The 26,889-nt window shown below is 70.1% G+C and carries 22 protein-coding genes; 6 read left to right on the top strand and 16 right to left on the bottom strand.

Annotated features, from left to right (window positions below; translation table 11 throughout):
- Window positions 1-46: 46 nt before the first annotated feature.
- From ADL15_RS15750 to ADL15_RS15735, 4 genes are read left to right on the top strand one after another with little or no spacing between them, the layout of a single operon-like run.
- Window positions 47-1,669, top strand: coding sequence for a nucleotidyl transferase family protein (locus tag ADL15_RS15750; protein WP_198170794.1), 1,623 nt, complete (start codon window positions 47-49; stop codon window positions 1,667-1,669).
- Entirely contained in the window at window positions 1,659-2,666 is a 1,008-nt protein-coding gene (locus ADL15_RS15745) for a hypothetical protein (protein ID WP_067690599.1), read from the top strand. Before ADL15_RS15750 ends, ADL15_RS15745 begins: the two co-directional genes overlap by 11 nt.
- A gap of 23 nt (window positions 2,667-2,689) precedes the next feature.
- On the top strand, window positions 2,690-3,055 hold the full coding sequence (locus ADL15_RS15740; protein ID WP_232344126.1) for a YybH family protein: 366 nt from the start codon (window positions 2,690-2,692) through the stop codon (window positions 3,053-3,055).
- Window position 3,056: 1 nt separating this feature from the next.
- A complete protein-coding gene (locus tag ADL15_RS15735; protein WP_067690595.1) occupies window positions 3,057-3,857 on the top strand; it encodes a hypothetical protein in 801 nt (266 codons plus the stop codon).
- Window position 3,858: 1 nt separating this feature from the next.
- Here ADL15_RS15735 and ADL15_RS15730 read toward each other — a convergent pair whose 3' ends face one another.
- The 9 genes from ADL15_RS15730 to ADL15_RS15690 all read right to left on the bottom strand — a co-directional run bounded on the left by ADL15_RS15730 (window position 3,859) and on the right by ADL15_RS15690 (window position 13,995).
- Window positions 3,859-5,148: a phenylacetate--CoA ligase family protein gene (locus tag ADL15_RS15730; RefSeq protein WP_067690592.1), complete on the bottom strand. Its 1,290-nt coding sequence runs from the start codon at window positions 5,146-5,148 to the stop codon at window positions 3,859-3,861.
- Between the two features lie 8 nt (window positions 5,149-5,156).
- Entirely contained in the window at window positions 5,157-6,173 is a 1,017-nt protein-coding gene (locus tag ADL15_RS15725) for an NAD-dependent epimerase/dehydratase family protein (protein ID WP_067690589.1), read from the bottom strand.
- Window positions 6,173-7,675, bottom strand: a complete 1,503-nt coding sequence (locus ADL15_RS15720) for a cation:proton antiporter (protein WP_067690586.1) — start codon at window positions 7,673-7,675, stop codon at window positions 6,173-6,175. Before ADL15_RS15720 ends, ADL15_RS15725 begins: the two co-directional genes overlap by 1 nt.
- Entirely contained in the window at window positions 7,672-8,907 is a 1,236-nt protein-coding gene (locus ADL15_RS15715) for a hypothetical protein (RefSeq protein WP_157441383.1), read from the bottom strand. Before ADL15_RS15715 ends, ADL15_RS15720 begins: the two co-directional genes overlap by 4 nt.
- Before the next feature lie 7 nt (window positions 8,908-8,914).
- Window positions 8,915-10,195 (bottom strand): phenylacetate--CoA ligase family protein, encoded by a 1,281-nt coding sequence (locus ADL15_RS15710; RefSeq protein WP_067690580.1) that lies wholly within the window; start codon window positions 10,193-10,195, stop codon window positions 8,915-8,917.
- Window positions 10,196-10,207: 12 nt separating this feature from the next.
- Complete coding sequence (locus ADL15_RS15705; protein ID WP_067690577.1) at window positions 10,208-10,912, bottom strand: hypothetical protein; 705 nt, start codon at window positions 10,910-10,912, stop codon at window positions 10,208-10,210.
- Window positions 10,913-12,133 carry an ATP-grasp domain-containing protein gene (locus ADL15_RS15700; protein ID WP_067690574.1) on the bottom strand — a complete coding sequence of 407 codons (1,221 nt, stop codon included), beginning with the start codon at window positions 12,131-12,133 and terminating at the stop codon, window positions 10,913-10,915.
- The gene (locus ADL15_RS15695) at window positions 12,130-13,161 is read right to left on the bottom strand and encodes a glycosyltransferase family 2 protein (RefSeq protein WP_083971287.1); all 1,032 of its coding nucleotides are present in this window, start codon (window positions 13,159-13,161) and stop codon (window positions 12,130-12,132) included. Before ADL15_RS15695 ends, ADL15_RS15700 begins: the two co-directional genes overlap by 4 nt.
- Before the next feature lie 81 nt (window positions 13,162-13,242).
- Complete coding sequence (locus ADL15_RS15690) at window positions 13,243-13,995, bottom strand: HalD/BesD family halogenase (RefSeq protein ID WP_067690966.1); 753 nt, start codon at window positions 13,993-13,995, stop codon at window positions 13,243-13,245.
- Between the two features lie 163 nt (window positions 13,996-14,158).
- On the opposite strand from ADL15_RS15690, the gene ADL15_RS15685 reads away from it, so the two are divergent.
- Window positions 14,159-14,443, top strand: coding sequence for a hypothetical protein (locus tag ADL15_RS15685; RefSeq protein ID WP_067690571.1), 285 nt, complete (start codon window positions 14,159-14,161; stop codon window positions 14,441-14,443).
- A 57-nt stretch (window positions 14,444-14,500) separates the two neighbouring features.
- Here ADL15_RS15685 and ADL15_RS15680 read toward each other — a convergent pair whose 3' ends face one another.
- From ADL15_RS15680 to ADL15_RS15670, 3 genes are all read right to left on the bottom strand, one after another.
- Window positions 14,501-16,504: a hypothetical protein gene (locus ADL15_RS15680; RefSeq protein WP_067690568.1), complete on the bottom strand. Its 2,004-nt coding sequence runs from the start codon at window positions 16,502-16,504 to the stop codon at window positions 14,501-14,503.
- A gap of 244 nt (window positions 16,505-16,748) precedes the next feature.
- A complete protein-coding gene (locus tag ADL15_RS15675; protein WP_157441382.1) occupies window positions 16,749-19,046 on the bottom strand; it encodes an Ig-like domain-containing protein in 2,298 nt (765 codons plus the stop codon).
- A gap of 83 nt (window positions 19,047-19,129) precedes the next feature.
- The gene (locus ADL15_RS15670) at window positions 19,130-19,876 is read right to left on the bottom strand and encodes a calcium-binding protein (RefSeq protein ID WP_067690563.1); all 747 of its coding nucleotides are present in this window, start codon (window positions 19,874-19,876) and stop codon (window positions 19,130-19,132) included.
- Between the two features lie 204 nt (window positions 19,877-20,080).
- On the opposite strand from ADL15_RS15670, the gene ADL15_RS15665 reads away from it, so the two are divergent.
- Entirely contained in the window at window positions 20,081-22,108 is a 2,028-nt protein-coding gene (locus ADL15_RS15665) for a carboxypeptidase-like regulatory domain-containing protein (protein ID WP_067690560.1), read from the top strand.
- A 41-nt stretch (window positions 22,109-22,149) separates the two neighbouring features.
- Here the strand turns inward: ADL15_RS15665 and ADL15_RS15660 are convergent, their stop codons facing one another.
- The 4 genes from ADL15_RS15660 to ADL15_RS15645 all read right to left on the bottom strand — a co-directional run bounded on the left by ADL15_RS15660 (window position 22,150) and on the right by ADL15_RS15645 (window position 26,817).
- Entirely contained in the window at window positions 22,150-22,365 is a 216-nt protein-coding gene (locus tag ADL15_RS15660; RefSeq protein ID WP_067690557.1) for an alpha/beta hydrolase family protein, read from the bottom strand.
- 222 nt (window positions 22,366-22,587) lie between these two features.
- Window positions 22,588-24,009 (bottom strand): DUF2252 domain-containing protein, encoded by a 1,422-nt coding sequence (locus ADL15_RS15655; RefSeq protein WP_067690554.1) that lies wholly within the window; start codon window positions 24,007-24,009, stop codon window positions 22,588-22,590.
- A 34-nt stretch (window positions 24,010-24,043) separates the two neighbouring features.
- Window positions 24,044-25,114 (bottom strand): CinY protein, encoded by a 1,071-nt coding sequence (locus tag ADL15_RS15650; protein ID WP_232344124.1) that lies wholly within the window; start codon window positions 25,112-25,114, stop codon window positions 24,044-24,046.
- 434 nt (window positions 25,115-25,548) lie between these two features.
- Window positions 25,549-26,817 (bottom strand): PP2C family protein-serine/threonine phosphatase, encoded by a 1,269-nt coding sequence (locus ADL15_RS15645; protein WP_232344122.1) that lies wholly within the window; start codon window positions 26,815-26,817, stop codon window positions 25,549-25,551.
- Between the last annotated feature and the right edge of the window lie 72 nt (window positions 26,818-26,889).

The raw sequence follows: 26,889 nt of genomic DNA, 5'->3' as shown, positions 1-26,889 counted from the left end.
CGGGTCCACACCGGCCCGTCGCGCGCCGGAGGCACGAGGAAATCTAGTGACTGTGATCAATAACGTACGGGGCTGGACGCGCCGCCGCGGTCCGGGCGCGCGCCCGGACCGGGCCGGGTACGCGCGCCTGTTCGCACAGGACCGGGCCGCCCCGCACTGGGCCTACGACTACGCCGACCGGCTCGCCCGGCGCCATCCCGCGGACCACCGCATCCTGATCCAGACGAGCATGTCGCCGAGCGGGACGTTCCACATCGGCAACCTGCGGGACACCATCTGCGCGCACCTGGTGCACCGGGCGCTGGTGCGGACCGGCCGGCGATCCGCCGTGCTGCTCAGCTTCGACGACTTCGACCCGTTCCGGCAGAGCCAGGCGGTGGCCGGCACCGAGCTGGCCCCGTACGGCGGACGGCCCCTGGCCCTGGCCCGCGAGCGCTCCACCGCGATCTGCCGCACCTACCTGCGTGCCCTCAAGGACCTGGGCATCTGCCCGCCCGACGCGGACCCGGACGGGCGGATGCCGGTCGGCGCCGCCTGGGAGACCCACTACCAGTGGGAGCGGTACACCAGCGGCACGTACCGGGGGATCCAGCGCCGGTACGTACGGCACGCGGACCGGCTCGCCGCGCTGCTCGGTGTCGAGGACCCGCGGCGGCTGTTCGCCGTCTACTGCCAGCAGTGCGGGCGCAACACCACCACGATCCACGAGTTGCGCCCGGACCAGGTGCGCTACGACTGCCGGTCGTGCGGCGCGTTCGTCACGACCGAGGTGATGGAGTGCGTCAAACCGTCCTGGGCACTCGACTGGACGCTGCGGGTCGCGTACGAGCACATCGACTGTGAACCAGCCGGCCAGGATCACTGCAGCTCGGGCAGCACGATGGACCGCACCCAGCCGATCTACGACCGGTTCCTCGGCTCCGACCAGCCGGTGATCGTGCCGTACGGTCTGATCCGCCAACCCGGGCAGCGGCAGAAGATCTCCGGCTCACGGGCCGGCGGCCTGGCACCGGACGACCTGCTCCGGGTCATGCCGCCCACCATGATCCTGTGGCTGTACGCCCGGCCCAACTGCCTCTCGGACATGCGCCTCGGCCTGGACCGCGGCTCGGTGCTCGCCGCCTACGCCGGCTACGACCGGTTCCTCAGCCGGGTGCCGGTCGCGCCGCGGGCCCGGAAACTGTACGAGCTGCTCACCGACACGCCGGTGCCGGACGGCCCGCCGCTGCCGTCGATCCGCCGGGTGCTCGGCCTCCTGCACGCCACCCTGTACGACGCCGGTCGCGTCCTCGACGAGCTGGCTGCCGCGGCACCGGCCGCCGACCGCGCGGCGCTCGCCGAGCGGGTCCGGCACGCGCTGGCCTGGGTGTCCGGCCCCGGCCGCGGCACGTCCTGGCTGCACGGCCCGGCACCCGCCGGCCCCGGTACCGCGCTGCTCGCCGGCGGTCTGGCCGGACGGTGGGACCGGGCCCGGCACGCCGCCCTGCTCGGCGCCCTGTTCGGGGTGGCCTCCGGACCACCGCTGCGCCGGCTGCTCGACGCGTTCACCGAGGCCGAGGTGGTCGACGCGGTGACCGCGTTCGACAGCACCGGCGCCCGGCCGCTGCTGCGGCGAGTGACCGACCGGCTCGACGCCGTGTCCGTGACCGGAGGTTCCCGTGCACGCTGAGATCTTCGATCCGCGCTTCGAGCCGGTGCCGGCCGAGTGGGAGAAGTTCGTCCAGGACGAGGGGGTCTCGGCGGCGTGGAGCGCCGACGCGCTCGCCGCGGTCGCGTGGACCTCGCAGCGCACCGTACACCTGGGTCTGGTCTTCGACGGCAAGCATGTGGTGGCGCTGTTCTGCGGTGATTTCGGCGCGCTGCGCCGCCGCCGGGCCCGGTTCAGCGCGACCGCGAGGCTCCCGCTCGCCGGGGTCTTCTTCGCCCGCATCCTGATGGGCTTCGACGAGGGGTTCGTGTTCGCCGAGTCCCTCGACCTGCCCGGCCGGACCGCGGCGCGGGCGGCGTTCGAGCGCGGGTTGCGCGCCCGGCTGGGCCGGCGCTGCCTCGGCATCGTCTACCAGAACGTGGCGACGGCCAGCCTTCCGGCGTTCCGCAGCCGCACCCGGCTGTGCCGGCCGGTCTCGCCCAACTCCGTGCTGGTCAACCGGTGGGGCTCGATGGACGAGTACTTCGCCGGGCTGCCCCGTCGCCGGCGCCGCCGCTTCGAGCAGATCTACCGCGACGTGGACCGGGATCCGGGCCTGCGGGTGCTCCGGGCGGTGCCGGCGATCGACCCGCACGAGGCGAGCCGGCTGGAGCAGCTGACCCGGCTCAAACACCTCGGTCCGGGTGAGGTCCTGGTGCCGCTGCCCAGCCTGTACTTCGAGCGCCTCAACCACCGCGACGGGGTGCGCTACTTCGCGCACACCCAGCCGGACGACGGCGCCCTGGTCTCCTTCGACCTGTCCTTCGAGCACCGGGGCGGGCTGGTCACCACGGTGACCGGGTCCGCGTCCGGTGCCCGTAAAGGTCAGGGTCTCTACTGGGACCTCTACCTTCGCGAGATCGAGTACGTCATCGACCGCGGTCTGCCCCGGCTGGAGTTCGGCAAAGGGCTCGTCGACCTGAAGAAGCAGTTCGGCTGCGTCACCGAGACGCAGTACGCCGTCGCCGCACCGTGGTGACACCGACCCGAGGGGAACCCCGCATGATCAAGTTCGACGCCGCCGTGACGGCGCACCTCGACGCCGTGACCCGGCGCGACCTGCCCGCCTACCTGGACACCGTTCACGACGACGTCACCGTGGTGCTGCCGAACGGCAAGGTGGTCAGCGGCCGCGACGAGGTGGCCACGTTCCACAAGGGCTGGTTCGACGACCCGGACTGGCGGATGGAGCTGACCCCGGTCCGGTCGTACACCGCCGGGGACACCGGGGTCGCGCTCTACTCGGTCGAGTACCACGACGTCGACGGGTCGGGCACGCCGTACCAGAAGACCTACGTGCTGAGCCTGCTGTTCACCCGGCACGACGACCGGTGGCTGCTGGTACACGACCAGAACACGTTCTGCTGAGATGGCGGCCCTCCTGGCGTACCGCGTCCCGCGGTCCTTCTCCACGGGCGCGCACGAGCGGGACCACGCCGCGGTGGTCCGGCTCGCCCACGACGAGGTGCCCTTCTACCGGGAGCGGCTCGCCAGGGCGGGCGCCACGTCGGACGTACCGGTGCCGCTGCCGACCGCGGACCTGGACCGCCTCTACCACCAGCTCTTCCCGCTGGGTTCGCCCTGGCTCGGTCAGGCGGACCCGCCGGCCTGGGTCCCGGACCCGGCAGAGCTGCCCTCGGCGCTCCGGCTGACCGAGCGGCACCGCACCGACGCGACGGTGTTCGAGCTGCGGGCCGCGCTGCTCGGCGGCGGGCGGGGCCGGTACCGGGTGCTGCTGAACCGGGACGCGGTGATCGACCCGTTCGCGCCGGACCCGCGCGAGGCTCAGGCCGTGGCGTTCGCCGCGACGCGGCTCGCGACCCTGGTCGGCACGCCAGGCGATCTCGCAGCGTTCCGGTCCGCTGCCGGTCCGACCGATGCGACGATCCTTCCGGTACGACAATGTGCCGACATCGTCGCGGTCACCGGTGAGCCAGGGCTCCTGCACGACCCGTACCTGGGTCACCTCGGTGCCTGGGCCGCCTCGTGCGGGCACGCCCACCTGGACTGGCGGCGGTTCCACGCCACCGCGGTCCCGGCCGGTGTGCTCGTCACCAAGCTGCGGCAACGTCGGCCGACCCTGGTGCACATGCTGCCGGCCGGTGCCGATGGGCTGACCGTGACGAGCTGTCCCGCCCACCGGACCCCGGTGCTCGTACCCCGTTCCTGACCTATCGCGGCGCCGCCGCCTTGACCAGCTTGATCTTGCCGTTCGCCTCCGGCTCGATCTGGTCGACGGCGTGCACCTCGACGGAATATCCCGGCAGTGCCGCCAGCACCGCTGTCCGGATCGCCTCCACCCCGGAGAGCTCGTCCCCACCGGTCATCACCAGCCGGAGGTCGAGCGACCCGGGGTGGTGCTGCACCAGTTGCATCCGGTGCACCGCGGGGAACCGCTCGATCACCTTGGTCAGGAAGTCGGCGTGCATACTGCGCCCGTCCAGGGCGGTGATCCGGTCCTCGCTACGTCCCTGGATCTTGTCGACGATCGGGGTGTGCGCCACCCCGCACGGGCAGTCGTTCGGCCGGATCCGCACCCGGTCGCCGACCCGGTACCGGATCAGCGGCATGGCCTCGCTGCGCAACCGGGTGACCAGCACCTCGCCCTCGCCGTCCTCCACCGAGACGCTGCCGTCGTCGTGCTCGACCTCGACCACCACGTTCCCGGTACGCAGGTGCAGCGCCCCGAGCGGGCAGGTCCGCGCCGCCGTGAACATCTCCACCGACGCGTAGACCTCGTGCCCGGCCGCACCGAAGTAGCCCAGCACGTTGGCGCGGGCGGCCGGGGTGAGCCGCTCGCCACCGAACACCACGGTGTGCACGTCGCGGTACTCGATGCCGCGCCGCTGCAACTCCTCCACCAGCGTGGCGATCACGTTGGGGAAGCCGAACAGGAACGTCGGCCGGGCCGCCAGGAACGTCGCGACCTGGGTGTCCAGGCCCTCGGCGGTGTTGATGTGCAGGTTGCGCACGACCCCGAACCGCTCCAGCGGGTGCCGCAGGAAAGCCCCGGTCCGGAAATACCCGACCCGGTCGAACGGCCGCAGCCCGGACGCGAGCATGTCCTGCAGGTAGGTGGCGCGCAGGTACCCCAGGTCGCGCTCCGAGTTGCGGAACGTCACCGGGATGCCGGACGAGCCGCTGGTCCGCGCCGCCCGGGTGTTCTCCGCGGTGTAGCCGGCCGCGAGCAGCTCGGTCTCCGGCAGCTCGTGCACCAGCGACCGGTCGAGCACCGGCAGCCGGGCCAGGTCGGCCGCCGACCGCACCGCCTCGGCCTGCTCGGCGGTGAGCACCCGGCGGTAGTACGGCACGGTGCGCTGGGCGTGACGCAGCAGCGTCCGCAGTTGCCTGCTCTGCACCTCACGCAGGGCCTCGGCGCGCTGGCGCTCGCGGCGCCGGGCGACGAACAGGTTCGCCACCACCGGCGCGAGCGCGATCGAGGAACGAAGTGTCGACGGCATCGGAAACCTCAGTTCTTCAGTACGGCGAGCCACGAGGGCGGCAGGTTCCGGCGTACCTCCACGGCCTCGAACACCGACGGCTCCTGCGGCCCGTGCTGCTTGGCCCAGGCGGCCATCCGGGCGAGTCCGTCGGCGAGCGGCACCGGCGGGTCGACCAGGTCGAACACCTTGCGGGCCTTGTCGTGGCTGGCGTACGCGCTGTGCACCTCCTGCCGGGCCGGCAGGTAGTTCACCGACAGCGGCACACCCATCGCGGCCGCGGTGTCCGCCGCGAGCACGTTCACCGAGTACACCGAGTCGCCGCCGATGTTGAACGTCTCGTTGTAGGCGGCCGGGGTCTCCACCGAGCGCGCGATGACCGGGGCCACGTCGCCGATGTAGCTGAACGCCCGGGTCTGCTCCCCGTCACCGAAGATGGTGAACGGTTCACCGCGCAGCGCCTGGTTCATGAAGATGCCGATGACGTTGCGGTAGCGGTCGCCGATGTTCTGGAACTCGCCGTAGACGTTGTGCGGGCGGAACACGATGTACGGCAGCCCGAACATCGCGTGCGACACCTTGAGCTCCTGCTCGATCGAGAACTTCGCGATGCCGTACGGGTCCTCCGGCTCCGGCACCAGGTCCTCGGTCATCGGGGGCTGGTTGCTGCCGTACACCGCGATCGACGAGGTGAACACGAAGCAGCGCACCGTGCCGGTGTTCACCGCCGCGTTGATCAGGTTGATGCTGCCGATGACGTTGTTGTGGTAGTTGAACCGCTTGATGAAGTGGCTCAGGCCCTCCGCGGCGTACGCGGCCAGGTGGAAGACGTAGTCGAAGCGGAACTCGGCGAACAGCTCGTCGACCAGCACGTGGTCGCCGATGCTGCCCTGGCGGAACTCCGCGCCGTCCGGGACGTTCTCCACCACGCCACCGCTGAGGTCGTCGAGGACGACCACCCGGTAGTTCCGGTCGAGCAGTTCCCGGGCGACGTTCGCGCCGATGAAGCCGGCGCCGCCGGTGACGAGAGCGGTCGGTTGTGCCATTACAGGGACACCTTTTCCTTGATGGTGGCCGGGGAGTCGTCGCCGCCGTCCGGCTCGATGGCTTCGGATGGGCCGGCCGGCCGGCTGACCCGCAGCAGGCGCAGCAGCGGCGCGGCCATGATGGTGGTGGTCAGCGCCATCACGACCATCACGGTGAACGCCTTGGTGTTGATGACGCCGATGTCCATCCCGGTGCGCAGGACCACGATCTCGGTGATCCCCCGGGCGTTGAGCAGGACGCCGAGCCCGAGCGACTCCCGCCAGGGCATGCCGCCGGCCCGGGCGCAGAACGCCGCGCTCAGCAGCTTCCCGCCGACCGCGACGACCAGGATCAGCAGGCCGGCCAGCAGGACCGAGGTGTGGCCGATCGCGCTGACCACGTCCACCTGCAGGCCGATGGAGGCGAAGAAGACCGGCAGCAGCAGCGCCCGGTTGAGCGTGCTGAGCCGCTCCGGCACGGCGGCCAGGAAGCGGGACTTGCGGGGCAGGATCAGACCGGCCAGGAACGCGCCGAAGATGGCGTGCACGCCGATCTGGTCGGTGAGGCCCGCGAGTGCGAAGACCAGGCACAGCACCGCGACGATGCGGACGGCGAGCGACGCCTGCACCGCATCCAGCCGGTCCGCGGCCCGTTGCAGCAGCGGCTTGAGCACGAGCAGCGCGAACGCCGAGACCGCGATGGCCAGCGGCAGCGCCACCAGGGCGCCGAGCGCGCTGCCGGCCTGGATGACCGCGATCACGACGGCGAGCGCGCACCACGCCATGACGTCGTTGATCCCGGCGCAGATCATCGCGAGGTTGCCGAGCCGGGTGCCGGACAGTCCGGAGTCCTGCACGATCCGGGCCAGCACCGGGAACGCGGTGATGCTGATCGCGGTGCCCATGAAGATGGCGAACGGCACCATACCGACGCCCTCACCGGCGAAGTCCGGGTACAGCGTCGGGACCAGGAGCAGGCCCAGCAGGAACGGGGCGATCATCGTGGCTTGACTGATCATGCCGATCGCGGCGCCCTGCCGGCGCATCATCCGCAGGTCCATCTCGGCGCCGACCGAGAACATGAACAGGATCAGCGCGATCTGGGCCAACACGTTCAGGTCGGCGCGGATGTCCGCCGGGAACAGCGCCGTGCTGACCTCGGGCAGGAACCGGCCGAGCACCGACGGGCCGAGCAGCAGCCCGGCGACGATCTCACCGACCACCCTCGGCTGGCGCAGGCGCGCGGCGAGCCAGCCACCGGCGTGCGCGAGCCCGCCGATCAGCAGGACGGCCAGGAAGAGGCGCAGGTAGATCGGGATCGCGGCGTGGGTCGCAGCGGCCGGCGCCCGGCCACCCGCGGTGTCGGAGATGCCGCCGCGCCACACCAGCAGGCCGACGATCACGGCGGGTACCACGGACACCAGGATGGACACGAGCAGGATGCGCTTGGGCGAGGTGACGAGCCGGGCCGGCTCCGCGGCCGGTTCGCCGGCCTCCCTGGTCGGCGGCAAGGTCTGTGTCATGTGGATTCCTTCGAGGAGGTCAGCGCCGGCAGGACGGTGATCGCGTGGACCACGTCACCGACGGCGATAGCCGCTAGTGCACCCGGCGCGCCCAGCAGCGGCACCAGGACGAACGCCGACAGGGCCGCACCGGCGAGGCCCGTGACGGAACCGGAGGCGGTACGCCGCAACGTCCGGCGATCACCGTTCTCCAGCACGAAGTTGATGCTGCCCAGGCCGAAGAAGAGCGGGATGCAGGCGAGGTAGAGCAGCGCCAGCGCGGCGGTCTGCCCGGTGGCGCCGGTGTGCTGCCGCCAGAGGATCGTCAGCGCCGTCACCGCGGCCAGGTACGGGGCGCCACCGATCGCGATGATCCGTGCCCAGCGCACCGTCCGGCGGCGTACTGCCTCACTCGCCGCACCGCGGTGCAGGGTCCGGGACACCTGCGGCTGCATGATCCGCAGCAGGAATCCGAACGCGTTGACCAGCAGCGCGGACGCGCTGACGATCACGTACAGGGCGGCGCCCTGGTCCCGGAACCCGCTGCGGGCCAGCAGCAGGAAGACCAGGCTGACGATGCCGGCCGCGGCGAGCTCGCTCGCCGACATCAGCGCCGAGGTACCGATCGCCTGCCGCACCAGGGCGCGGCGGCGCAGACCGGACGGCCGCAGGACGAGACCCGACACCAGCGCCACGTTGAGCACGGCGACCGCCGTCACCATGACGGTCAGCGCCCACAGCGGGCCCTGATCCGCCAGCAGCGCACCGGCCACGCCCAGCCCGATCGCGAGGACCAGCACCGCGTGGTTCGCCACGTCCCGCCAGGGCCGGTCGAGCACCCGGTGCAGGCCGACGAGCACCTGGTTGAGGCCCAGGCCGACGGCCAGCACCCCGGCCAGGATCCAGAGCGACGAACGGCCGCCGCCCAGACCGGTCGCCAGGATCCAGATCAGGCACACCGACCCGGAGATCGCCGGCAGCACCACGAACACCGCGATCAGCTCGGACCGGGCCCGGGTCACCCGGGGCACCAGCTTGAGCGCGCCCTTCTCCACACCGCACGAGGTGAGGAACATGACCGCGGTGAAACTGCCCATCACCAGCGCGTACGTGGCGAACGTCGACTCACCCCAGGCGGCCAGGAACAGCAGGTTCGACACCACGATGGCCAACCGGTAGACGCCCCGGCCGGCCAGCAACGGAAGGAGCAGCCGGCCCCGCAGCAGTATCGACAACGGCCGCGGAGCCGACACGGCGCCTTCAGGCGTCAACGGAGTACTCCGAGGTGATGAACTTGCCCTTGCCACCGACCGTCAGCGGCAGCCGGTCGGCCCGTACCACCTCGAGGTCGAACGGCCCGGCGGCCAGGCGGAACATCTCTTCCCGTACGCCGGCGAAGACACTGTCGAGGTCGGTGACCCCGTCCATCGGCACGATGTTCAACCGCACCCGGCCCTGCTTGTCCTGCTCGACGAAGCACTCGGCGATGTCCGCGTGCACGGCGGCGAACCAGACGAAGGTGTCCGGGTACAACCGCCGGCCGTCGGGCAGGATCACGTAGTCGTTGGCCCGGCCCTTGGTCAGCCGCAGCGTGCCGAACGCGCGGCCGCACCGGCACGGCTCGGTACCCAGCACACCGATGTCGCCGAGCTCGTACCGCAGCAGCGGCATGGCCCGCTCCATGTACGGCGTGATGATCAGCCGCCCCTCCTGGCCGGCCGGCAGCGGGTGACCGTCGTCGTCCACCACCTCGACGTGGATCCGGTCCTCGGCGATGTGCCGGCCACCGGCCGGGCACTCGAAGTAGATGTTGAGGATCTCGAACGCCGAGTACTCGTCGAAGACCGGAACGCCGTAGCCCTCGACCAGCCGGGCCCGGTGCTCGTCGGTCAGCAGCTCCGACTCGGTGAGCACCATGCGCAGGGTCTTGCGCAACTGCGCCATCTCCGGCGGAGTGAGCGCCCGCAGCACCTCACGCATGTGCACGGGCTGCCCGGCCAGCACGTGCGGCCGGTTGCCCAGCAGCTCCGCCTTGATCTCCGCCATCGGCCGGTGCGACAGGATCGTGTGCCGCCGGAAGAGTCCCAGCTTCTCGAAGCTGCGCGTCGGCGCGACGTACGGCCGCACGTGCGTCAACCGGTCCGTCGGCCGGTACCGCCCGGTCGCCGCGAACCGCCGGAAGCAGGCCGCCATGTGGTAGTCGTGGCTGCGCTGATCGTGACGGATCGTGACGCGCTGCCCGGTGCTGCCGCTCGTCTGGAACTGCCGGCACCGCTCGGCCGGCACCCCCTCGGCGATCATGTCGTCCAGCGGGCGTTCACGCAGCGTGGCCTTGCGCAGGATCGGCAGGTCCGCCAGCTCGGCGAGATCCCGCAGCGGCCCGTGCTGGTAGAGCGGGTCCTCCCGGTAGTAAGGGACACGCTCCCGGCTGTAGACCAGCATCTCGTTGATCCAGTGCAGCTTGCGTCGGGTGATCGCTTGCCGGCTCGCGTACTGGCGAACCATCGTCACCGGGATGTCGAGGGCCTCACGCAGGAACATGGCGCACCGCCCTCAGACCTTGGCCGCGACGGAGGAGGAGTCCGCCGGGGCCGGCGTCACCGGCTGCGCGCCGCGGCCACGCCACGGGTTCAGCCGCTCGAACCACCGGGTCGGCGCGGCCAGCACGAACAGGGCGAGCACGACGTGCACCGCGATGAAGACATAGGCCTCCATCTTGGACGGGTAGTGACCGAGGAAGACCTTGATGTGCGAGGCCCAGGTCCAGGTCTCCGGGATCGTCGCCCACTCCGGGTCGGTGTGGTTGTTGACCGTCAGATAGGCCAGGTCCTCGGCGCCGGAGACCATGATGAGCAACATCGCCGCGGCGATCCGCCGGGTGTTGCCCGGCGTGCCACCGCCGAGCCGGTACGCCATGGTCAGCGACAGGATGATCAGCGGCGTCAGGACCAGGACGTGGTAGTACAGCGTCGGGTGGTCCTCGGCATAGAAGAAGATCTTCGGTACGAAGTACAGGAAGAACACCACGAACGACGCCGGGACGAGCACCCGGACCAGCTGGTACTTGCGGAAGAACGCCACGTCCAGCCGGGCCAGCGCCTCGGTGGCGAAGACGAACGGCAGCAGCTTGAACAGGAAGATGCCGAGTGACTTGACCTCCCGGTCATGGGGCATCACGAACCAGATGATCGCGGCGCACCCGGCGGCGAGGGCCGCCAGCACGAGGACGGCAGCGTTGCGACGCAGCGCGGAAGTCATTCAGTTCTCCTGTGTTTCGTCGTCCGGTTCGATCTCGAAGTGCAGCGTCGCCAGGGACGTGTCCAGCGCCTGCGAGAGCGCCTCGCGGGAGTCCGCGGCGAGGATCAGGTAGCCGAGCTTGTGTGCCGCCTGGGTGTACCGGTTGACCCGGCTGCCCGGCGCCTTGAACAGGCGCAGTTCGGTCACCTCGGTGAGCGCGCGGACCGTGCTCACCCCGGCGACCGAGACCAGCGTCCCGTCGGTCTCGGCGGTGAGGATGCGGAGCATGACGAACCGCGGCCGGGGGTGCGTGCCGAGATCCAGCGCCTCGCCGGCGGCCAACCGGATCGCCGCCTCCACGGTGTTCACGCCGAAGGCGTGCGAGGCGAGCAGCGGCATGCCGTTGCCGCCGAGGCGGGCGCCCATCTCGATGAAGTGCACGTCGCCGGCGGGCGTGAGCACGAAGTCGAAGTTCACCGGCCCGCTGCGGTGCCCCAGCTCACCGAAGATCGCCGTGATCATGTCGAGCAGCCGGCCCTGGATGGAGCACCCGAGCGCGGCCGGCGTGACGTGCGAAACGCTGATCATGTGCGGCAGCGGGGTGATGATCCGCTCGGTCACCACCGTGAAGGCGGGCCGCCCGTTCTGCGCGAAGCACTCCAGCGAGTAGTGCCGGCCGTCGACGAGCTCCTCGATGAGCACCTCGCTCGCGAAGGAGTTCTTGCGCGCGGTGCCGATCGCGGCGCGCAGCTGCGCCGGTTCCGGCACGCAGCTGAGCCCCTTGCTGCCCGAGGAGTCGGTCGGCTTGACCACCAGCGGGTAGGTCATCCCGGCGGCGGCCGCGATCAGCGCGTCCGGGTCGTCGCCCTTGAGCGAGCGGTACCGGGGGAAGCTGAGCTTCTCCACCACCGAGTGGAAGTAGTTCTTGTCCTCCGACGCGCGCACCGCGGCCGGCGAGGGCTGGAACGCGGTGCCGTAGTGCTTGCTCAGCGCAGCCACCGACGCCTGCGCGGCGTCGCTGGCCGGTGAGATCACCGCGGCCACGTCGATGTCACCGAGCCGCTTCGCGATCGCCTCCGGCTCACGCGTGGTCAGGCAGAGGAACTCGTCGGCGAGTTCCGCGCCGAGCGCGTCCGGCTTCTGGTCGATTCCGATGACCCGGTACCCGAGCCGGCGCCCTTCGAGGTACGCCGGGACCTGGTCCTCACTGCCACCGAGAATGATGAGATTACGTCTGGTCATGACATCGGCCTCCCCTGCGCCGTTCCGACCCAGGGCTGTTCGCTGCCGTACAGGTCGTCTGCCTGGTCGATCGGGATGTTGGTCTCGCGGATGTAGAAGCGCGGTAGTTCGCTGCGGACCCGCAGTGCCGGGATCATGTAGCGGCTCAGTACGCCCAGGCCCAGGAACGCGGCCGAGCCCAGCAGGAGCGTGGCCACCGCGATCGCGGTCGGGCCGATCCAGCCGAGCGCCAGCAGGGCCAGCAGCACCGTGGAGGCGGTCGCCGCGACCACCGCGGTGAGGTGGACCAGCGCCAGCGGGCGGATCGAGAACCCGATCCACAGGTCCATCGCGTGCGAGATCAGCCGAGCCGCGTTCCACTTCGCCACGCCGGCGACCCGGGCCTGGTGTTTCGTCGGCACCGCGATGTAGCGGGCGCCCACCAGCGGTGCGGTCGCGATGAAGTACGGCGAGCGCAGATTCGTCTCGACGATCCGGCGGGCCACCGACGTGCGCACCAGCCGGAACACCGAGGCGCGCAGCGGCAGCTTGATCCCCAGCAGCTTCTGCGCGACAAGCTGGTGACCGATCGAGCCCATCCGGCGCAGCCACGGGTCCCGCCGGTTGAGCCGGATGCCGAAGACGATGTCGTAGCCCTCCAGCGCCTTGTCCAACAGCGTGTGGATCTCGGCGGGTGGCGACTGCAGGTCGGCGTCGAGCTGGACCGTCCATTTCGTGCGGGCGTACTTGAATCCCGCCGAGAATGCCGCTTCCAGACCGAAGTTCCGGGCGAACGAGATGAATTTGACCCGTTCGTCCGCGGCGGCGAAGGCCTTGATCTTTTCCAGTGTCGTATCGGTGCTGCCGTCGTCGACGAAGAGGATCTCGCATTCCGTGAAATGCTCGAGCTCTGCCGCGATCTCCCGATAGGCCCGCTCGATACACGCTTCTTCGTTGTAGCAGGGAATCAGCGCGGTGACCGCACAATCGGCACCGCGCCGTACGTTGTCGATCGGATTGGTGGCGACGGTCGATGTGCCGGTCGACATCTCCAGCCTTTCATTGCTGGGAATAGCGAGCGGGGCGGTGTCGTAGCCGCATTACGCGGCAACGACACCGACCCCGGCGGCTCAGTCGAACATCGCTTCCATGGTCTCGTGGCTCTGCGGGCGGCCGGCGGTCGCGGCGTTGCCCCAGCAGGTGTTGAGGATGATCCGGGTGCGGTCCGCGTTCAGCGGGATCGTGCGGTGCAGCGTGGTGTCCGACCGCAGGAAGTACAGCTCGCCGGTGGAGTGCGGCCAGGTCTTGATCACGTTGTTGATCAGGTACTCGCTGACCTGCGGGTCTTCCTTGTTCCAGTCGGTGTGCGGCACGGTCTGGAGCATGCCGCCGAACTCGGTGGCCGGCGCCTCGATGATCCAGATGACGGTGAAGGGGAAGTCGCCCCAGTGCCAGCCGTGGGTGTCACCGACCCGCTCCTGGCGGATGATGATGTACTTCTCGCCCTCCCACGGGCAGTCCATGACCTCCTCGGCGGCGATGCGGGACAGGAAGCCCTTCAGCGCCGGCGACTCGTACACGGCGGGGATCAGCTTCGCGTCGGCGGCGATCGCGGCCTGGCTGACGGTGCTCATGAAGCGCGGCGTGTTGCCGGTCTCCTTGAGGTGGATGTCGATCCGCTTGGCGTGCAGGTCCAGGATGTCGTGCGTTTCCTTGGTGACCGCGGCGAAGATCTCCGGCGAGACCAGGCCGGACAGCTTTACGTAGCCCTCACGCCGAAAGTGCTGGGACAGCGCGCGAACCTTGTTGTCGTCGGCGAACTCCTCGGTGAGGTGCTTCGCGATAAGCTCTTCGACATTCGACGACGTAATCTCGACAGTCATCTGCATTCCCTCTCCGGCGCGTCACTGCGACGCTTCCGAGAAAGACGATGTCAGCTTTCGAGGGCCGTGACATGTCCCGTGTTCGGGGGGCAGAGCCGTCGGCGTTCTACTATCACGCACACGTCGCCGGCCCGGGCGATGACCCGACCCTGAGGCGGCGACCATGGCGACCGAGTTCGCGTTCGACGAACAGATCCTGGTTCTCGACGGCCGAGTGCTGGAGATCTTCCACAGCGGCACCGAGGAGACCCTGCGCTATCACGTGGCGTTCCTGCGGATCAGCGCGACGCCGTCCGGCGGCGGTTACAAGGTGCGGCTGGGCCGGGCGTACGGCGCGGACGACATCTCCGGCGGCCGGCGGTGGAAGATGACCGCGGAGCAGTTCGACGGCTTTCAGAGGTTCATCGCGGACGCCATCGCGGCGCGCGACCACCCCACCGCCGGGTAACCCGGCCGGGGTGCTGACGGCCCGGCCGCCGTGCTGGTCACGGCAGCCGGGCACGGCTCACTTGGTGAAGGACAGGTACTGGTACCCGGTCCACGTCGTGGTGTTCAGGCTGTCGCCCGAGTCGCCCTTGACGTACGCCGTACGAATGCGCAGCTTGTAGCCCTTGAACCCGGCGCCGTTGAGGTAGAACGTCTCCGGGGTCGGGTAGTACCCGCCGATCAACGACTGCCACTTCCCCCGGTAGAGGACCTGCAACGAGAGGTACGCCTTCCGCGCGGTCGGTGCGGCGGTCATCGTGATGGCGAACTTCGCGTTGGTCTTCACGTGGTAGTAGCGGGTGCCCTTGCTGGTCTTGTAGTACTTCGACAGCTTCAGCGACACGTTGACCTTCGTGCCGACGGCCGCCGTGACCGTCTTCGGCGCGGTGCGCGCGTCACCGGCGAAGACCGCGGACACCGTGGTGTTGCGGGTCAGCCGCAGGCTCGTCGAGACATAACCGGTCTTGCCGGCCACGGCCCGCTTCAGCAGCCGGCGCTTCTGGTCGGCGCCACTCGGGTCGGCCCAGATCTCCACGGCCCGGTTCTTGTAGCTGGCGCCGAGGCGCGCCGTGAACGTGACCGTCTTGCCGTACCCATAGATCTTGCCGTTGTTGGTCAGCGACAGCGACGTGGCGGCGCGGGAGACCGCGACCGATCTGGTCGCGGTGACCGCGGAGTGGTTGGCGTCCCCGGGGTAGGACACCCGGTAGGTCACCGTGCCACCGGCCGACGTGGTGTCGGTGAACGAGAACGACCCGTTGGCGGCGGTCGTCCTGGTGCCCAGCGACTTGCCGGACGGGTACTCCAGGTCGATGCGGGTGACGGTCACCGGCGCGCCGACCGGCAGCGGGAGCGAAGCGGTGAGCGTGCCGGTGATGGTGACCGGTTTCGCCCGGGTCGCCGACGCCGGGCCGGACAGCTTCAGCGTCGGCAGCGACTTCTTCGGCTCGGTGAAGACCCGCAGGTGGTGGGCATCGCTGCTGTTCTGCGTGACGGCGAACAGCCGGTTGCCGTCCGGCTCCCAGGCGAGACCGCGGTCCACCACGTCGTCGTTGCCGGTGACCGTCGGATCGGTGTCCGGCAGGACGTAGGTCCGGATCGGCCGGGTTCCGCCGGGCGCGAAGATCCGCAGATCCGGACCGCAGCCGGAGGAGCAGTTGGCGGCCACGGTGCCGTCCGCGGCGATGGCCACCGCGTTGGCCCACGCCTCGAACGGGTAGGAGCCGACCGGCTCCAGGTCCGCGCTGTTCACCACGGTCAGGCGGTCCTGCGGCGACGGCGCGGCGGTGACGATCCGCGACGCGTCCGGGGTGAACGCCACGTCCCTGGTGTACGCGTTCTCCGGGATGCCCTTCGCCGCGGTGCGGTTCAGGGTGCCGCTGGACACGTCGTAGACGGCGACGACACCACTGGACGTGCCCGGGTCGAACGCCGCGAGCTTCGGGGCGCCACCCGGTGCGGACGTCAGGTGCGGGGCTCCGGACCAGAGGCCGTAGGCGCCCGAGCTGTCCTGCTGCAACGCCACGACCGGTGCGTCGCCGCTGAGGTCGAGGGAGCCGATGTTGCCGTCCCCGCCGATGTACGGATCACGGCCGTAGTCGTCGTAGCTGAACCAGAGCTTGCCGGCCACGCTCTCCAGGGACAGCGGGTAGACGCCGGTGCCCAGGTCGTACCGGACCGGGTCGGTGAGGGTGGCGGCCGGGAGGGCGACGATCGCCCGGCCCGCCTCCAGGGTGCCGTAGAGCGTGTCGCCGCCGGCCGAGAGCGCCAGGCCGGTGACCCGGGGCAGGCCGGTCGCGGTGGCGACCACCGTTCCGTCGTACGTCGTCTCGACGATCTTCCCGCCGGTCGGGTCGCTGACGAAGATCCGCTGGTGCGCGCCGTCCACGACCAGGTCGCCGACGGACGTGATGGGCAGGGTCTTACCGGAGTCGGCCAGCGCCGGTGCGGCACCGGCCGCGAGCACAGTGGATCCGGCCAGTGCGGCCACCACAGTGGCGGCACCGATCCTTCGTTTGATCATGCAGATTCCTCGCGGCACAGGACGTCCGTGTCGATGTCACCCGCGAGGCTATATCGAAGATCACCAACTACACCTCGCCCAAACGGACGATCCGCTCCCGGACCGTCGCAACGCTTCAGTAACGCCGCTGATCGGCCTTGCCTCACGCGTCGGTCATCGGTCGGCGAGGAGCTGCTCACGCCAGCGCGCAAACGGCCGTGACCCGGCGTTTCCGCGGGTCACGGCCGTGCGCCGAGCGACAGGATCAGCGGCGGTAGGTCCGCTTGGTCGTCACCTTGAGGTTGCCCGCCTTGTCGTAGGCGCGCAGCTGCACGGTGAACGACTTGCCGTACTTCTTCGGGTTGAGCGTGAACGCGTACGCCGCCCGGGTGTCGGTGGCGACCACCTTGCCGTTGACCAGCAGTTGCACCTTGGCGATTCCGTTGCGGTCGCTCGCCGTGGCCTTGAGCGAGATGGTCTTCCGCAGCTTCGTCTTGTTCGCCGGAGCGCCCTTGAAGGCCACCGCGGGTGCGGTGTTGTCGACGATCACGGTTCGCGTGGCGCTGGCCGCGTTGCCCAGCTTGTCGACGGCCACCCAGGTGATCGTCTTGACGCCGTCCTTGCCGGTTGTCACCCGCACCGACGTCGCGGAACCGCTCTTGCCCGCCAGGTGCGTGACCGCGACTCCGTGCGGGTCAGCGGCCTTGAGCGAGGTGACGTACGACGTACCCCGGATCAGCGCGCGGTTGCCCGGCGCGATGGCCATCGTGGGAGCGGACTTGTCGACGTGCACGAGGAACGACGTGGCCGACGTGTTGCCGGCCGCGTCCCAGACCCGCAGGCCAACGGTCGCGGTGGCCGCGGCGAACGTACGCACGTCCCAGGAGAACGTCTGGCCGCTCGACCGCACCACGCCGTTGACGGTCCACTCGGAACGGACGATCGCCGACGCGTCGTGGACCGTCGGCTTCAGGGTGCTGACGCCGCCGACCCAGCCCGCGCCGGTGTCCAGCCGGTTCGTCGAGTACGCGCCGACGAAATCCACCCGCGTGATGACCGGCGGCTGGTCGTCCACGGCCGGTGCGGTCACGGTGTAGCCGGTCGCCAGGGTGGTGATGTTGCCGGCGATGTCACGGAGGACGAACGTCGGGGAGGCCGCGCCGGTGACCGCGTTCCAGGTGTAGGTCCACGGCTCACCCGACAGCTGGGTGTGGTTCGGCCCGTCGAGCGCGTCGATGCGCCAGACATCGCCGGCGACGCCGTTCAGTGCGATGGTGACCGGCCCGCTGGGCACCGACGATCCGGGCGCCGGCGAGAGGATCGCGCTGGGCAGGACGTTGTCGACGCGTACCCGGACCGACTTCTCGGTGTGGTTGCCGGCCGCGTCCGTGGCCCGCACGACGATCGTGGCGAGGGCATTGTCGGCCAGGCTCGCCAGCGACACCTGGCAGCCGCCGGTCAGGGTGCAGGCCGCCTCGAGGGAACCGTTGACGGTCGCGCGCAGCTCGGTGACCCCGACGTTGTCGGCCGACGCCGGGTAGAAGACGAGGTCGGCGGGGACCTGCTGATCGGCGAGGAGGCCGATGCCCGCGATCACCGGCGGGATCTGGTCGGTGCTCCCCGTGGTGGGGTTCACCCGCAGCAGCGCCGTGTCGTTGGACCGGTCCCGATCGCCGGGGCGGGTGCACTGGCACGGCGGGTTGACCTGGACCGTGCCCTGGGCGTCGGCCACGACCTTGTCGACCCTCAGGGTGAACGTCCAGGGCGACGTCGTACCGGCGGTGAACAGGTACGGCGCCGGCACGCTACAGAGGTAGTGCGTGGCGTCGTCCTCACGTTCGCACTCCGGAGGAGCGCTCACGAACGACGTGCCGGCCGGCAGCACCACCTCGACCTCGGCCGGCGGCATGCCCGCGCGGCCCCCGTTGAGCGTGGCCGGGCCGTCGTTGCGCACACCCACCGTGGCCTGCACCAGGTCGCCGGCCGCGCCGGAGACCTGGTCGCCGATCGCGACGAGGTCGGTGCCGTTCGTGCCGCTCACGGTGACCTCGACGACCGGAGCCACGTGGTCATCGTCCGCGGGCAGCGGGTCGCCCTCCGCCAGGGGAAGAGCGGCACCGGTGCCGGGGGTGCTCCGGTCGTAGGCCTTGAGTTCGTCGGCGGTCAGCCACTCGAACTCGCCGTAGATGCCGCCCGGCGCGGAGGTGTCCGACCGGACCTTGTACGGCAGGACGACCCGGTAGCTCTTGCCCGGCTCCAACGTCCGGGCGAAGGTGCAGAGCCTCGCCCGGCCGTCGCTGTAGTCGCAGTTGGAGAATTGACCGGTGGGCTCGAAGCCCCAGTCGGTGTGCAGCAGAACGCCGGCATCCGTCAGCGGCGTGGTGCCGGTGTTGGTGACCGACAGGGTGACGTCGAAGTCCGCGCCCACCGCCGCACTGATCAGCGGCGTCGCGCCGCCGACCAGGACAGGTCCGGTAGCCGCCACGGCCGGGGCCGCCAGCGCGGCCGAGGCCACGGCAGCGGCCGTTCCGGCCAGGGCCCAGCGAAGAAGAGAATGAGTCAACGGGTTCCTCACGCGCTCACGAGAGATCAAATGCGAGCATCGTACGAAACGTCGACGGTGCTCGCTGTCCCGTTGCGCGGGGGTTACTGGGTGGCGGTGTCCGTACCCGCCCCGCCGACCAGCTTGTCCTTGCCGGAGCCGCCGACCAGGTTGTCGTTGCCGGCGTTGCCGTAGAGGGAGTCGTTGCCGTAGCCGCCGAGCAGGAAGTCGTTGCCCGCGCCGCCGTAGATGGTGTCGCCGCTGTCGGCGAGCTCGCCGTCGAGGTCGCCGCCGATCAGGTCGTCGTTGCCGGCGTCGCCGTACAGCTTGTCCTGGCCCGGGCCGCCCTCGACGTGGTCGTTGCCGCGGCCGCCGCGGAGGGTGTCGTTGCCGTTCCCGCCCTGCACGTCGTCGACGCCGTCGCCGCCGGAGAGGGCGTCCTTGCCGGTGCCGCCGAAGACGGTGTCGTCGCCGGTGCCGCCGTTGGCGGTCAGCGGGATCGCGGAGTTGTTGTCGACGAAGTCGTTCTTGTCGCCGAGCGTGACGGTGAGCCCGGTCGCCTTCCTCGCGGTGGTGCACTTGACCTTGGTCTTGTCACCCTTGACCGCCTTGCAGCCCTTGCCGGCCTTGATGGCGACCTTGTCGTTCAGCGTGATCGTCCGGCCGGAGACCGTGATGACCAGGGAGTTGGCCTGGCCGGCTGCCGCGGTGAACCGGACCACGGTGCTGTTCTTCCCGACGACCTCGGCCTTGGCTGCCGAGGCGGCCTGCGCCGGCGAGGCGAAGAACGCGGTCGTGGCGGCGGCCGCGATACCGATCGCGGCGAGCTTCTTACCGTTGACACTGAACATTTGTTCCCCGTCCCTAGCTGCTGATACGCAGATCCTATGAGGACATGAAGCCCGCTCGTCTCCCGTTTTCGTGTCACACCGCGGCGCCGGACTCGGCGTCGTTACGGTCCCGGCCCGTCCTCACCCGTTCGGCCGATCGGCAGTAGTCGATCTTGTATTTACGATGCCGGAGACCGGCTTTCCTCCGATCGACACGGGGTCCTCATGCGAATCTCCCGGGCCGCACTAGCGGCCACTCTTCTGGCCGGCGCCACCGCCGCCGGCTTGGGCCTCTCCACTGGTCCGGCCGTCGCCGACTCGGACCAGAGGCTGCCCATCGAGTCCTTCGGCGACCTCGCGGTCGACGCCGTCCACCAGCGGGTCTTCGTCAGCGACCCCACCTCGGGCAAGGTCGTCGCAACCAACTACCAGGGTCACGAACTCGCCGAGGTCACCAACCTCCCCGGAGCACAGGGGCTGGCCCTGTCGGCCGACTCCAGCCGCCTCTACGCCGTGGTGGGCGACGCGGATGCGATCGTCGCTTTCTCCGCCGAGACCCTCACCGAGGTGGACCGCTACTCGGTGGGCGCCGGCCGATGGCCCGGTGACGTCGCGGTGAGCGGTGACAAGCTCTGGTTCTCCTACGACGAATCCCGGTTCGACGGTTCCGGGAGGTTCGGCTCGCTCGACCTCACGACCCGCGCCGTCAACCTGCACCAGCGGGCGGCGGACGTCAGCTCCTTCAACGGTCCGCCGGAACTCTCCTGGCACCCGTCGGCCCCCGGCCTGCTCACGCTGACCGACGTCCGCTCCACCGGTGGGGACATCGCCGTCTACAACGTGTCCACCGGCACCGAGGAGCTGCAGTTCGAGACGTTGGCGAACGGGTACGTCGACGACGTGGCGATCACCGGCGACGGTGCGCAGCTCTACCGGGCCGGATACTCCGGGGCGTACCGCATCGGCGTTCCGGGCGGCGCCGGCACGAAGGTCTTCACCGGTCTCGAGCACTTCACCGCGGTCGACGTCGCCGCGGGCGGACAGATCGCGGTTGCCGTCCGGAACGTCACGGCGGAGAACGACCTCGCCGTCTTCGCGCCCGGCGCCACGGAACCGGAGCTGTCGTTCGCCCTGCCGAAGCCGGCCGGGATCGACTTCTTCTCCGAGGTGGTCAAGCGCGGGATCGCCTGGGAGCCGGGCGGCCCCCGCCTCTTCGCGATCGCCACCCAGGGTGCGGGCTACTGGCTCCACACCCTGAACGACCCGGACCCGGTCGAACCGGACCCGACCGTCTCCACGTCACCGCAGCCTGAAGAGTCGGGCATCGAGCTGACCGGCCCGCTCAGCTTCCCCTGGGGCACTCCGCTCACGATGAGCGGCCAGTTCAACGCGAACTGGGGCGAGCGCAGCGGCCTCACCCTGCACGTCACCCGCTACGACAACGGGACGTCGACGGGCACGGTGCTCAAGGACGTGCAGACCGGCGCGGTGGGGGTCTACAGCTTCACCGACCTTCCGCCGTTCATCGGCGAGTACCGCTACGTCGTGTCCTTCCCCGGCGACGCGTCGTTCACGGCTTCCTCGGTGCAGCGAGTCGTCGGCGTGGACCGCGCCGTGCCCAGCCTGGAGCTGACCCGCAGCTCGCAGGGCGGCGCCCTCGCCTACGGATCCACGGTCGCCGTCACCGCGACGCTCGGCAGGACCTACCGGAGCCGGGTCGTGGAGATCTGGGCCGACCCGTACGGCAGCGAGCCGAACCGCCTGGTCAAGCGGGCCACCGTGAACAGCGCCGGCAAGCTCACCGCGAGCGTCAAGGTCACCCGCAACACCTGGGTGACCGCCCGGTTCCCCGGTGACGAGGTCAGCAACCCGACCTCCTACCGGATGAACGTGTGGACCAAGGTCAACGCGAGCACGAAGCTGTCCCGCCACTACAAGACGGCGAAGATCGGCTCCACGGCGTACCAGTACTTCCGCAAGTCGAAGAACCCGCTGATCACGCAGACCATGACCCCGTACCCGGGCCGGAAGGTGCGCACGATCATCGAGGTCTGGAAGGGCGGCGAGTGGCAGCTGTGGTCAGGCCGCTACACCAAGCTCAGCGCGAGCGGCAAGGCGTCCTTCACGTTCGTCACCGGTGCCAAGGTCGGCAAGCGCTTCCGCGTCCGTGCCGAATACCTGAACGGCTCGTCCGGCGACACCGTGAACTACAACTCCGCCGGCGCCTGGAAGTACTTCACGTACACCAAGTGATCCGCCGACGGTGAGTGAAGGGGCGGACCCTTCACTCACCGTCAGCGGTGGGGCCAGCGGGTCAGCTTCTGCTTCTTGACCTTGGCCTCAGACTGGTTGCCGTTCTTGTCGACGGCAGCGTAGAAGACGCACGACGTGCCCTTCTTGAGGCGGCGACCCTTGCGGAGCCGACCGGCCAGCTCGCGGGCGTCCTCGAGGACCGTCGAGCTGTCCTTGTCACCGTGCAGGAACAGCATCGGCGGCGCGGCGTCGTGCACCAGGTCCGTGGGCGCGGTGCCTCTAGGACCGGAACAACCGGCTGGCCGGTCTCCGCGGTCTCGTCGGTGGTAGACATCGGGCAGGTTCCGCTCGCCGGCGTCACCGTAGGCGAACGGGACGGCCGCGGCCCGGTCGCCGCCTCGGCTGAACCCGACGGTCCAAGCTCGGCATGCGTCTGACTTCCCCGAGGGTCGCGCTGGAACTCACCGACCCGAGCAGGGTCAGATTCCTTTCTGTACTTTGATCAGGCCGTCGCGGACGGCTTGTTTGAGCAGGCGGAAGTCCTGGTCGTTGAGGTCGGCGTAGGCTTCGGCGAAATCGGCGACGGCGTTCTCGAAGCGGTCGCTGGAGCCGAGGTAGGACGCGATGGCGACGCGGTCCCCGGAGCGCGCGTGCGCCCGGGCCAGTGTCCAGCCGCAGATCGAGGCGTAGGTCACGAGGCCACTCGACCGGATGCCCTCGACTTCCACCGAGCCTTTCCAATCCCGTAGCTGACGCACGTAGAAGTCGCGGTCCTTGCCGTCGATGCCGTTGACCCGCCGGGTGCCCAGGAAGATGTCGCCGCTGGCCTGCATGGTGCGCTGCCCGGCCACGACCCGCTCACCGTGGTGCTCGAACTCGCTGGCACCGACGTACTCTTCCAGCACCGACGCTCCCGCCTCCTTGGCCTGCAGGAACAGTGGGTCGGCGTCGTCGCGGCCGATCATCAGCAGCACCCAGGACCGGGTTCCGACGCTGCCCACACCGACGACTTTGCGGGCCATGTGCACGAGCCGGTATTGCCCCAGCAGCAGGCGCCGGTCGGGCGACAACGACCGGCTGTAGCCCTCGAGTAGTTCCTGCATGGCGTCGAAGAGCTGATTCGCCGACGCGTCCGGCATCAAATCCTCGACAGGCACCACGACGGGCGGTGTGGCGACGATGCGGCGTTCGCCGTCGACGACGGCGGAGAGCTTGGCCAGGGCCTGCGCACTGTTACGGGTCCGCGCCTTGTCCACCATCGTTCTCGTGTTCCTCATCTGCTCGGTGGACAGCGTCGAGCTCAGACGGTCGAGCAGGTGGTCCACGTCGAGCTGGGCGTACCAGACCTGAAGGTTGGTCTGTTTCGCGAAGTCGCGCAGCACCGTGCGATAGGTGGCGGCGGCCGAGAGCACCGCGCGGCGGCTCTGCTTCGCGTTGTGCCCGTTCGCTCGGCTGGCCACCGCGATACTGGTGGCCAGCCGTTTGACATCCCACTCCCAGGGGCCCGGTAGCGTCTCGTCGAAGTCGTTGATGTCGAACACCAAGGCCCGCTCGGCCGAGGCGAAGAAGCCGAAGTTCGACAGGTGGGCATCCCCGCAGGTCTGCGCCCGGAAGCCGGACACCGGCGTCGGCGCCAGGTCGGCGGCCATCACACTCGCCGCGCCGCGATAGAACGTGAACGGCGAGACCAGCATCCGCCCGTAGCGGATCGGGAGCAGCTCCGGCACCCGGGCGGCGTCATCGGCCGTCATAGTGGTCACCGGATCCCGTTTCACCGCCGGCGAGAGCTCCGCGTGTGAGTCCAGCGGCGCGATCCGGCGAGCCTCCTTACCGAGCCGAGCCCGTTCGGCGGGGCTCAGGTGCGCGGCACGACGGTTCGCGGTCTGTTCCGGGCTGGTCATCCCCTCAGGCTGCGCCGGTCGGCGCTGGCTGGCATCACCCGCGACGCATGAGCCAGCCGCGCCGCCGGCGGATCCGGAACACCAGCAGGCCGGCGCCAGCCAGACCGATCAGGCCTGCGGAGATCACCAGGACGACGGTCACCGTACTGTGACGCCGGCAGTCGTTCAGCGGATCGTCGTGGGTGAGCGCGCAGATCATGAGAGACGCCCTCGTCCTGCCGTAGGCGGCCTGCAGCGCCGCTCGGAACTCCTGCCACTGATGCCGGGTCTCCACGATGGCCCCGGTGACGGCCCTGGCGAAGTTGTCGGCCACGCTGCCTCGCGGTGTCGTCGGCGCCGTGACGCCGCCGGTGCTGGGATCGACGGTGCCGTTGTCCTTGTTGAGGCCGGCGTGGGTGACACGCCCGGTGCAGGCCTCGACACCGGGAACCCGGTCGCGCAGGACGAAGCAGCCGGTGGACAGAGCGGCGGGAACGGCAGGCGTGCCGGTGCCGCGCAGGTCCAGGACCGGGCTCGGCGCGGGCAGACCCAGGCCCGGCGGGTTGTCGGCGCCGAGCGGCCGGGACAGGTCCGTGACATCGGCCCAGTTGCTGTGCGAATAGAAGTCCTGCGCTCCGTGCAGAGCCCGGCCGAAGGCCTCGACGGTCCGGCACTTGGCACGCTGCTCGGAGCCGGCATCCAGCACACAGTCGATGCCCAGATCCACCTCGGCACCCACCAGAGCGTCTCCATCGTCGAGCAGGCCCGCGGCCCGTTCGACCGCCTCGCGGAAGCGTCCGCGCAGATGGTCGACGCAGGCGAGGAGCCCTCTGGTGGCCTGCGCGCGCGTCCGTGGATAGCCGCCGTCGAGATAGTCGGCGTCGTCGCAGTGCGCGCTCGGGTCGGACACCTCGGTCAGGTCGGGCGCCCCGACCGCGCCGAACGACTTGCGGTGGCCCGCGAGCTGGTCCGCCGACTTCGGCTCGAAGCAGTCGCCGGATGATGCGGCACTGGCATGGCAGGCCAGAGCGGCACGGGTGATCCGTTCATGCTCCCGGTGCTGCCCGCCGCCCTCAATCGTGCCGAACGCCGTGGCCGGGGCCGGCACCCACAGGAGGCAGCTCACCAGAAGCACCGCCACCAGGTCGGACCTACGCCACACGCTGTCCCGCCTAGGGTGGGGGCGTATCACTGGGCTGCCCACCGGGGACACCGGCCACCGGCGCGCGGACCACCCTGCCCGGCGGGTGAGCAGCGGCCCGCCGCCGAGTATCGCGAAGGCGCGCTTGTCGCGTGACTCTGCCCGCGAAGGTCCGCATGGTCTTACGTTGCCGGAAGATCCGTGGTTGAGGATCCTCCACCGCGGATGACGGCCTCGCACGCCGTGAGTCGACATGGCCGCTGGTGACCGCGCAGGCGATGGCGGGAGCCGGCACCGCTCGGACTGCGGCGTCCTCGCACGTGGTTGGCCGTCGCCGAGGCGGAGCTCGACCTGTCGGCAGTTCGCGCCTGACCACGGGCCAGGGCGCGATAATGCGTCCCTGGGGCGTTCGCCGGTGGTTACGCGGCTGCGGGGGCGGGTGTGCTGCTGCGGTGAAGGTCGGCGCCGGCGGCGGTGTGGCGGGTGGTGCCGTGGCCGCCGTACCAGTCGAGGACCAGCAGGCAAGCGTCGTCGGACAGGGTGGGGCCGGCGACTTCGAGGACGAGGTCGCCGAGCACGCGGACCACTTCGCGAGGGTGTAGCCCGCTCAGGTGCTGCAGGCGCATGGGCAGGTCCAGGTCGGCGGCGCCTCGTTCCAGCATGCCGTCAGTGACCAGCACCAGCCGGTCGCCTGGCTGCAACGCGATCTGCGCCTCCCGATAGGGGCGGTGGCGTAGCACTCCGAAAGGCCGATTGGCCGGAAGCGGCACCTGCTGGGCGGCGGTGTCGCGGATCAGCAGCGGGGTGGGATGCCCGGCGTTGACCACGGACAGAATCCCGGTGCGCAGGGCAAGCCGGCCGATCATCCCGGTGGCGAAGGTGAACCCGCCGGGAGCATGGTCGAGCAACGCCAGGTTCGCGGCTTCCGCTTGCTCGAGCAGGGTCCCGCCGCCTCGGCGGGTGTTACGCAGACTGCCGACGCACAGGGTCGCGGTCAGTGCGCTTTGTACCCCGTGGCCGACAGCGTCGGTGATGCTCAGGTGCAGCTCGTCCCGGGCAAGGCTGTAGTCGAAGGTGTCGCCGCCGATGTTGGCCGCCGGTTCCAACCAGCCCGCCAGGGTGAACGAGTCGGCTTCACAGGTGAACGAGGCCGGCAGCAACCGGCGCTGGATCTCCGCGGCGAGAGTGAACGCGGTGGTGCGCTGGCCCCACTCGAACAGGTCGGTGTGCCGGCGGTTGGCGATGATCACGAACGCCAGCGTGTGCGCGGCCCGCGCCACCGCCTGCACGGTCGCGTCTGGCGGCGGCGCGGGCAGGGCGATCTCGAGCAGACCGATGACTTCTCCCCGTTGGGTAACCGGCGCGCGGACCACGAACACGTCCCCGGCTGCTTGCACCAGTACGCGCTGGCCACGCAGAGCCTGCTCCTGAGGCCCACCGTCGAAGGGCAGCACCACCGCGACGTCCTGATCCTGCTGCCGGGCGTCCAGCACGGCGCCGAGCGGTACGTGGGACAGGCGAACCAGGGCGCGACCACTCATGTCCGCCACCAGGAACGACACCCAGGACGCCTCGAGATGGCTGCCGATACTGCGAGTCACCGCCTCCAGGGCGTCGACCGGGGCGGCCCGCTCGACAGCGAGCAGCACATCGCTGAGATCCACACCGCTCGCCCCGCTGCCGGTCACGCGAGGCAGCATAGACGCGAAAGATGTAGAGCGAGCGTGCAACACCTATGGTCCGGCACGGCGCCTCCGCGG

Source organism: Actinoplanes awajinensis subsp. mycoplanecinus (genome assembly GCF_001509495.1).
In the GTDB taxonomy this organism is placed as follows: Bacteria; Actinomycetota; Actinomycetes; order Mycobacteriales; family Micromonosporaceae; genus Actinoplanes; species Actinoplanes palleronii.
This window is presented reverse-complemented; position numbering and strand designations above follow the sequence as displayed.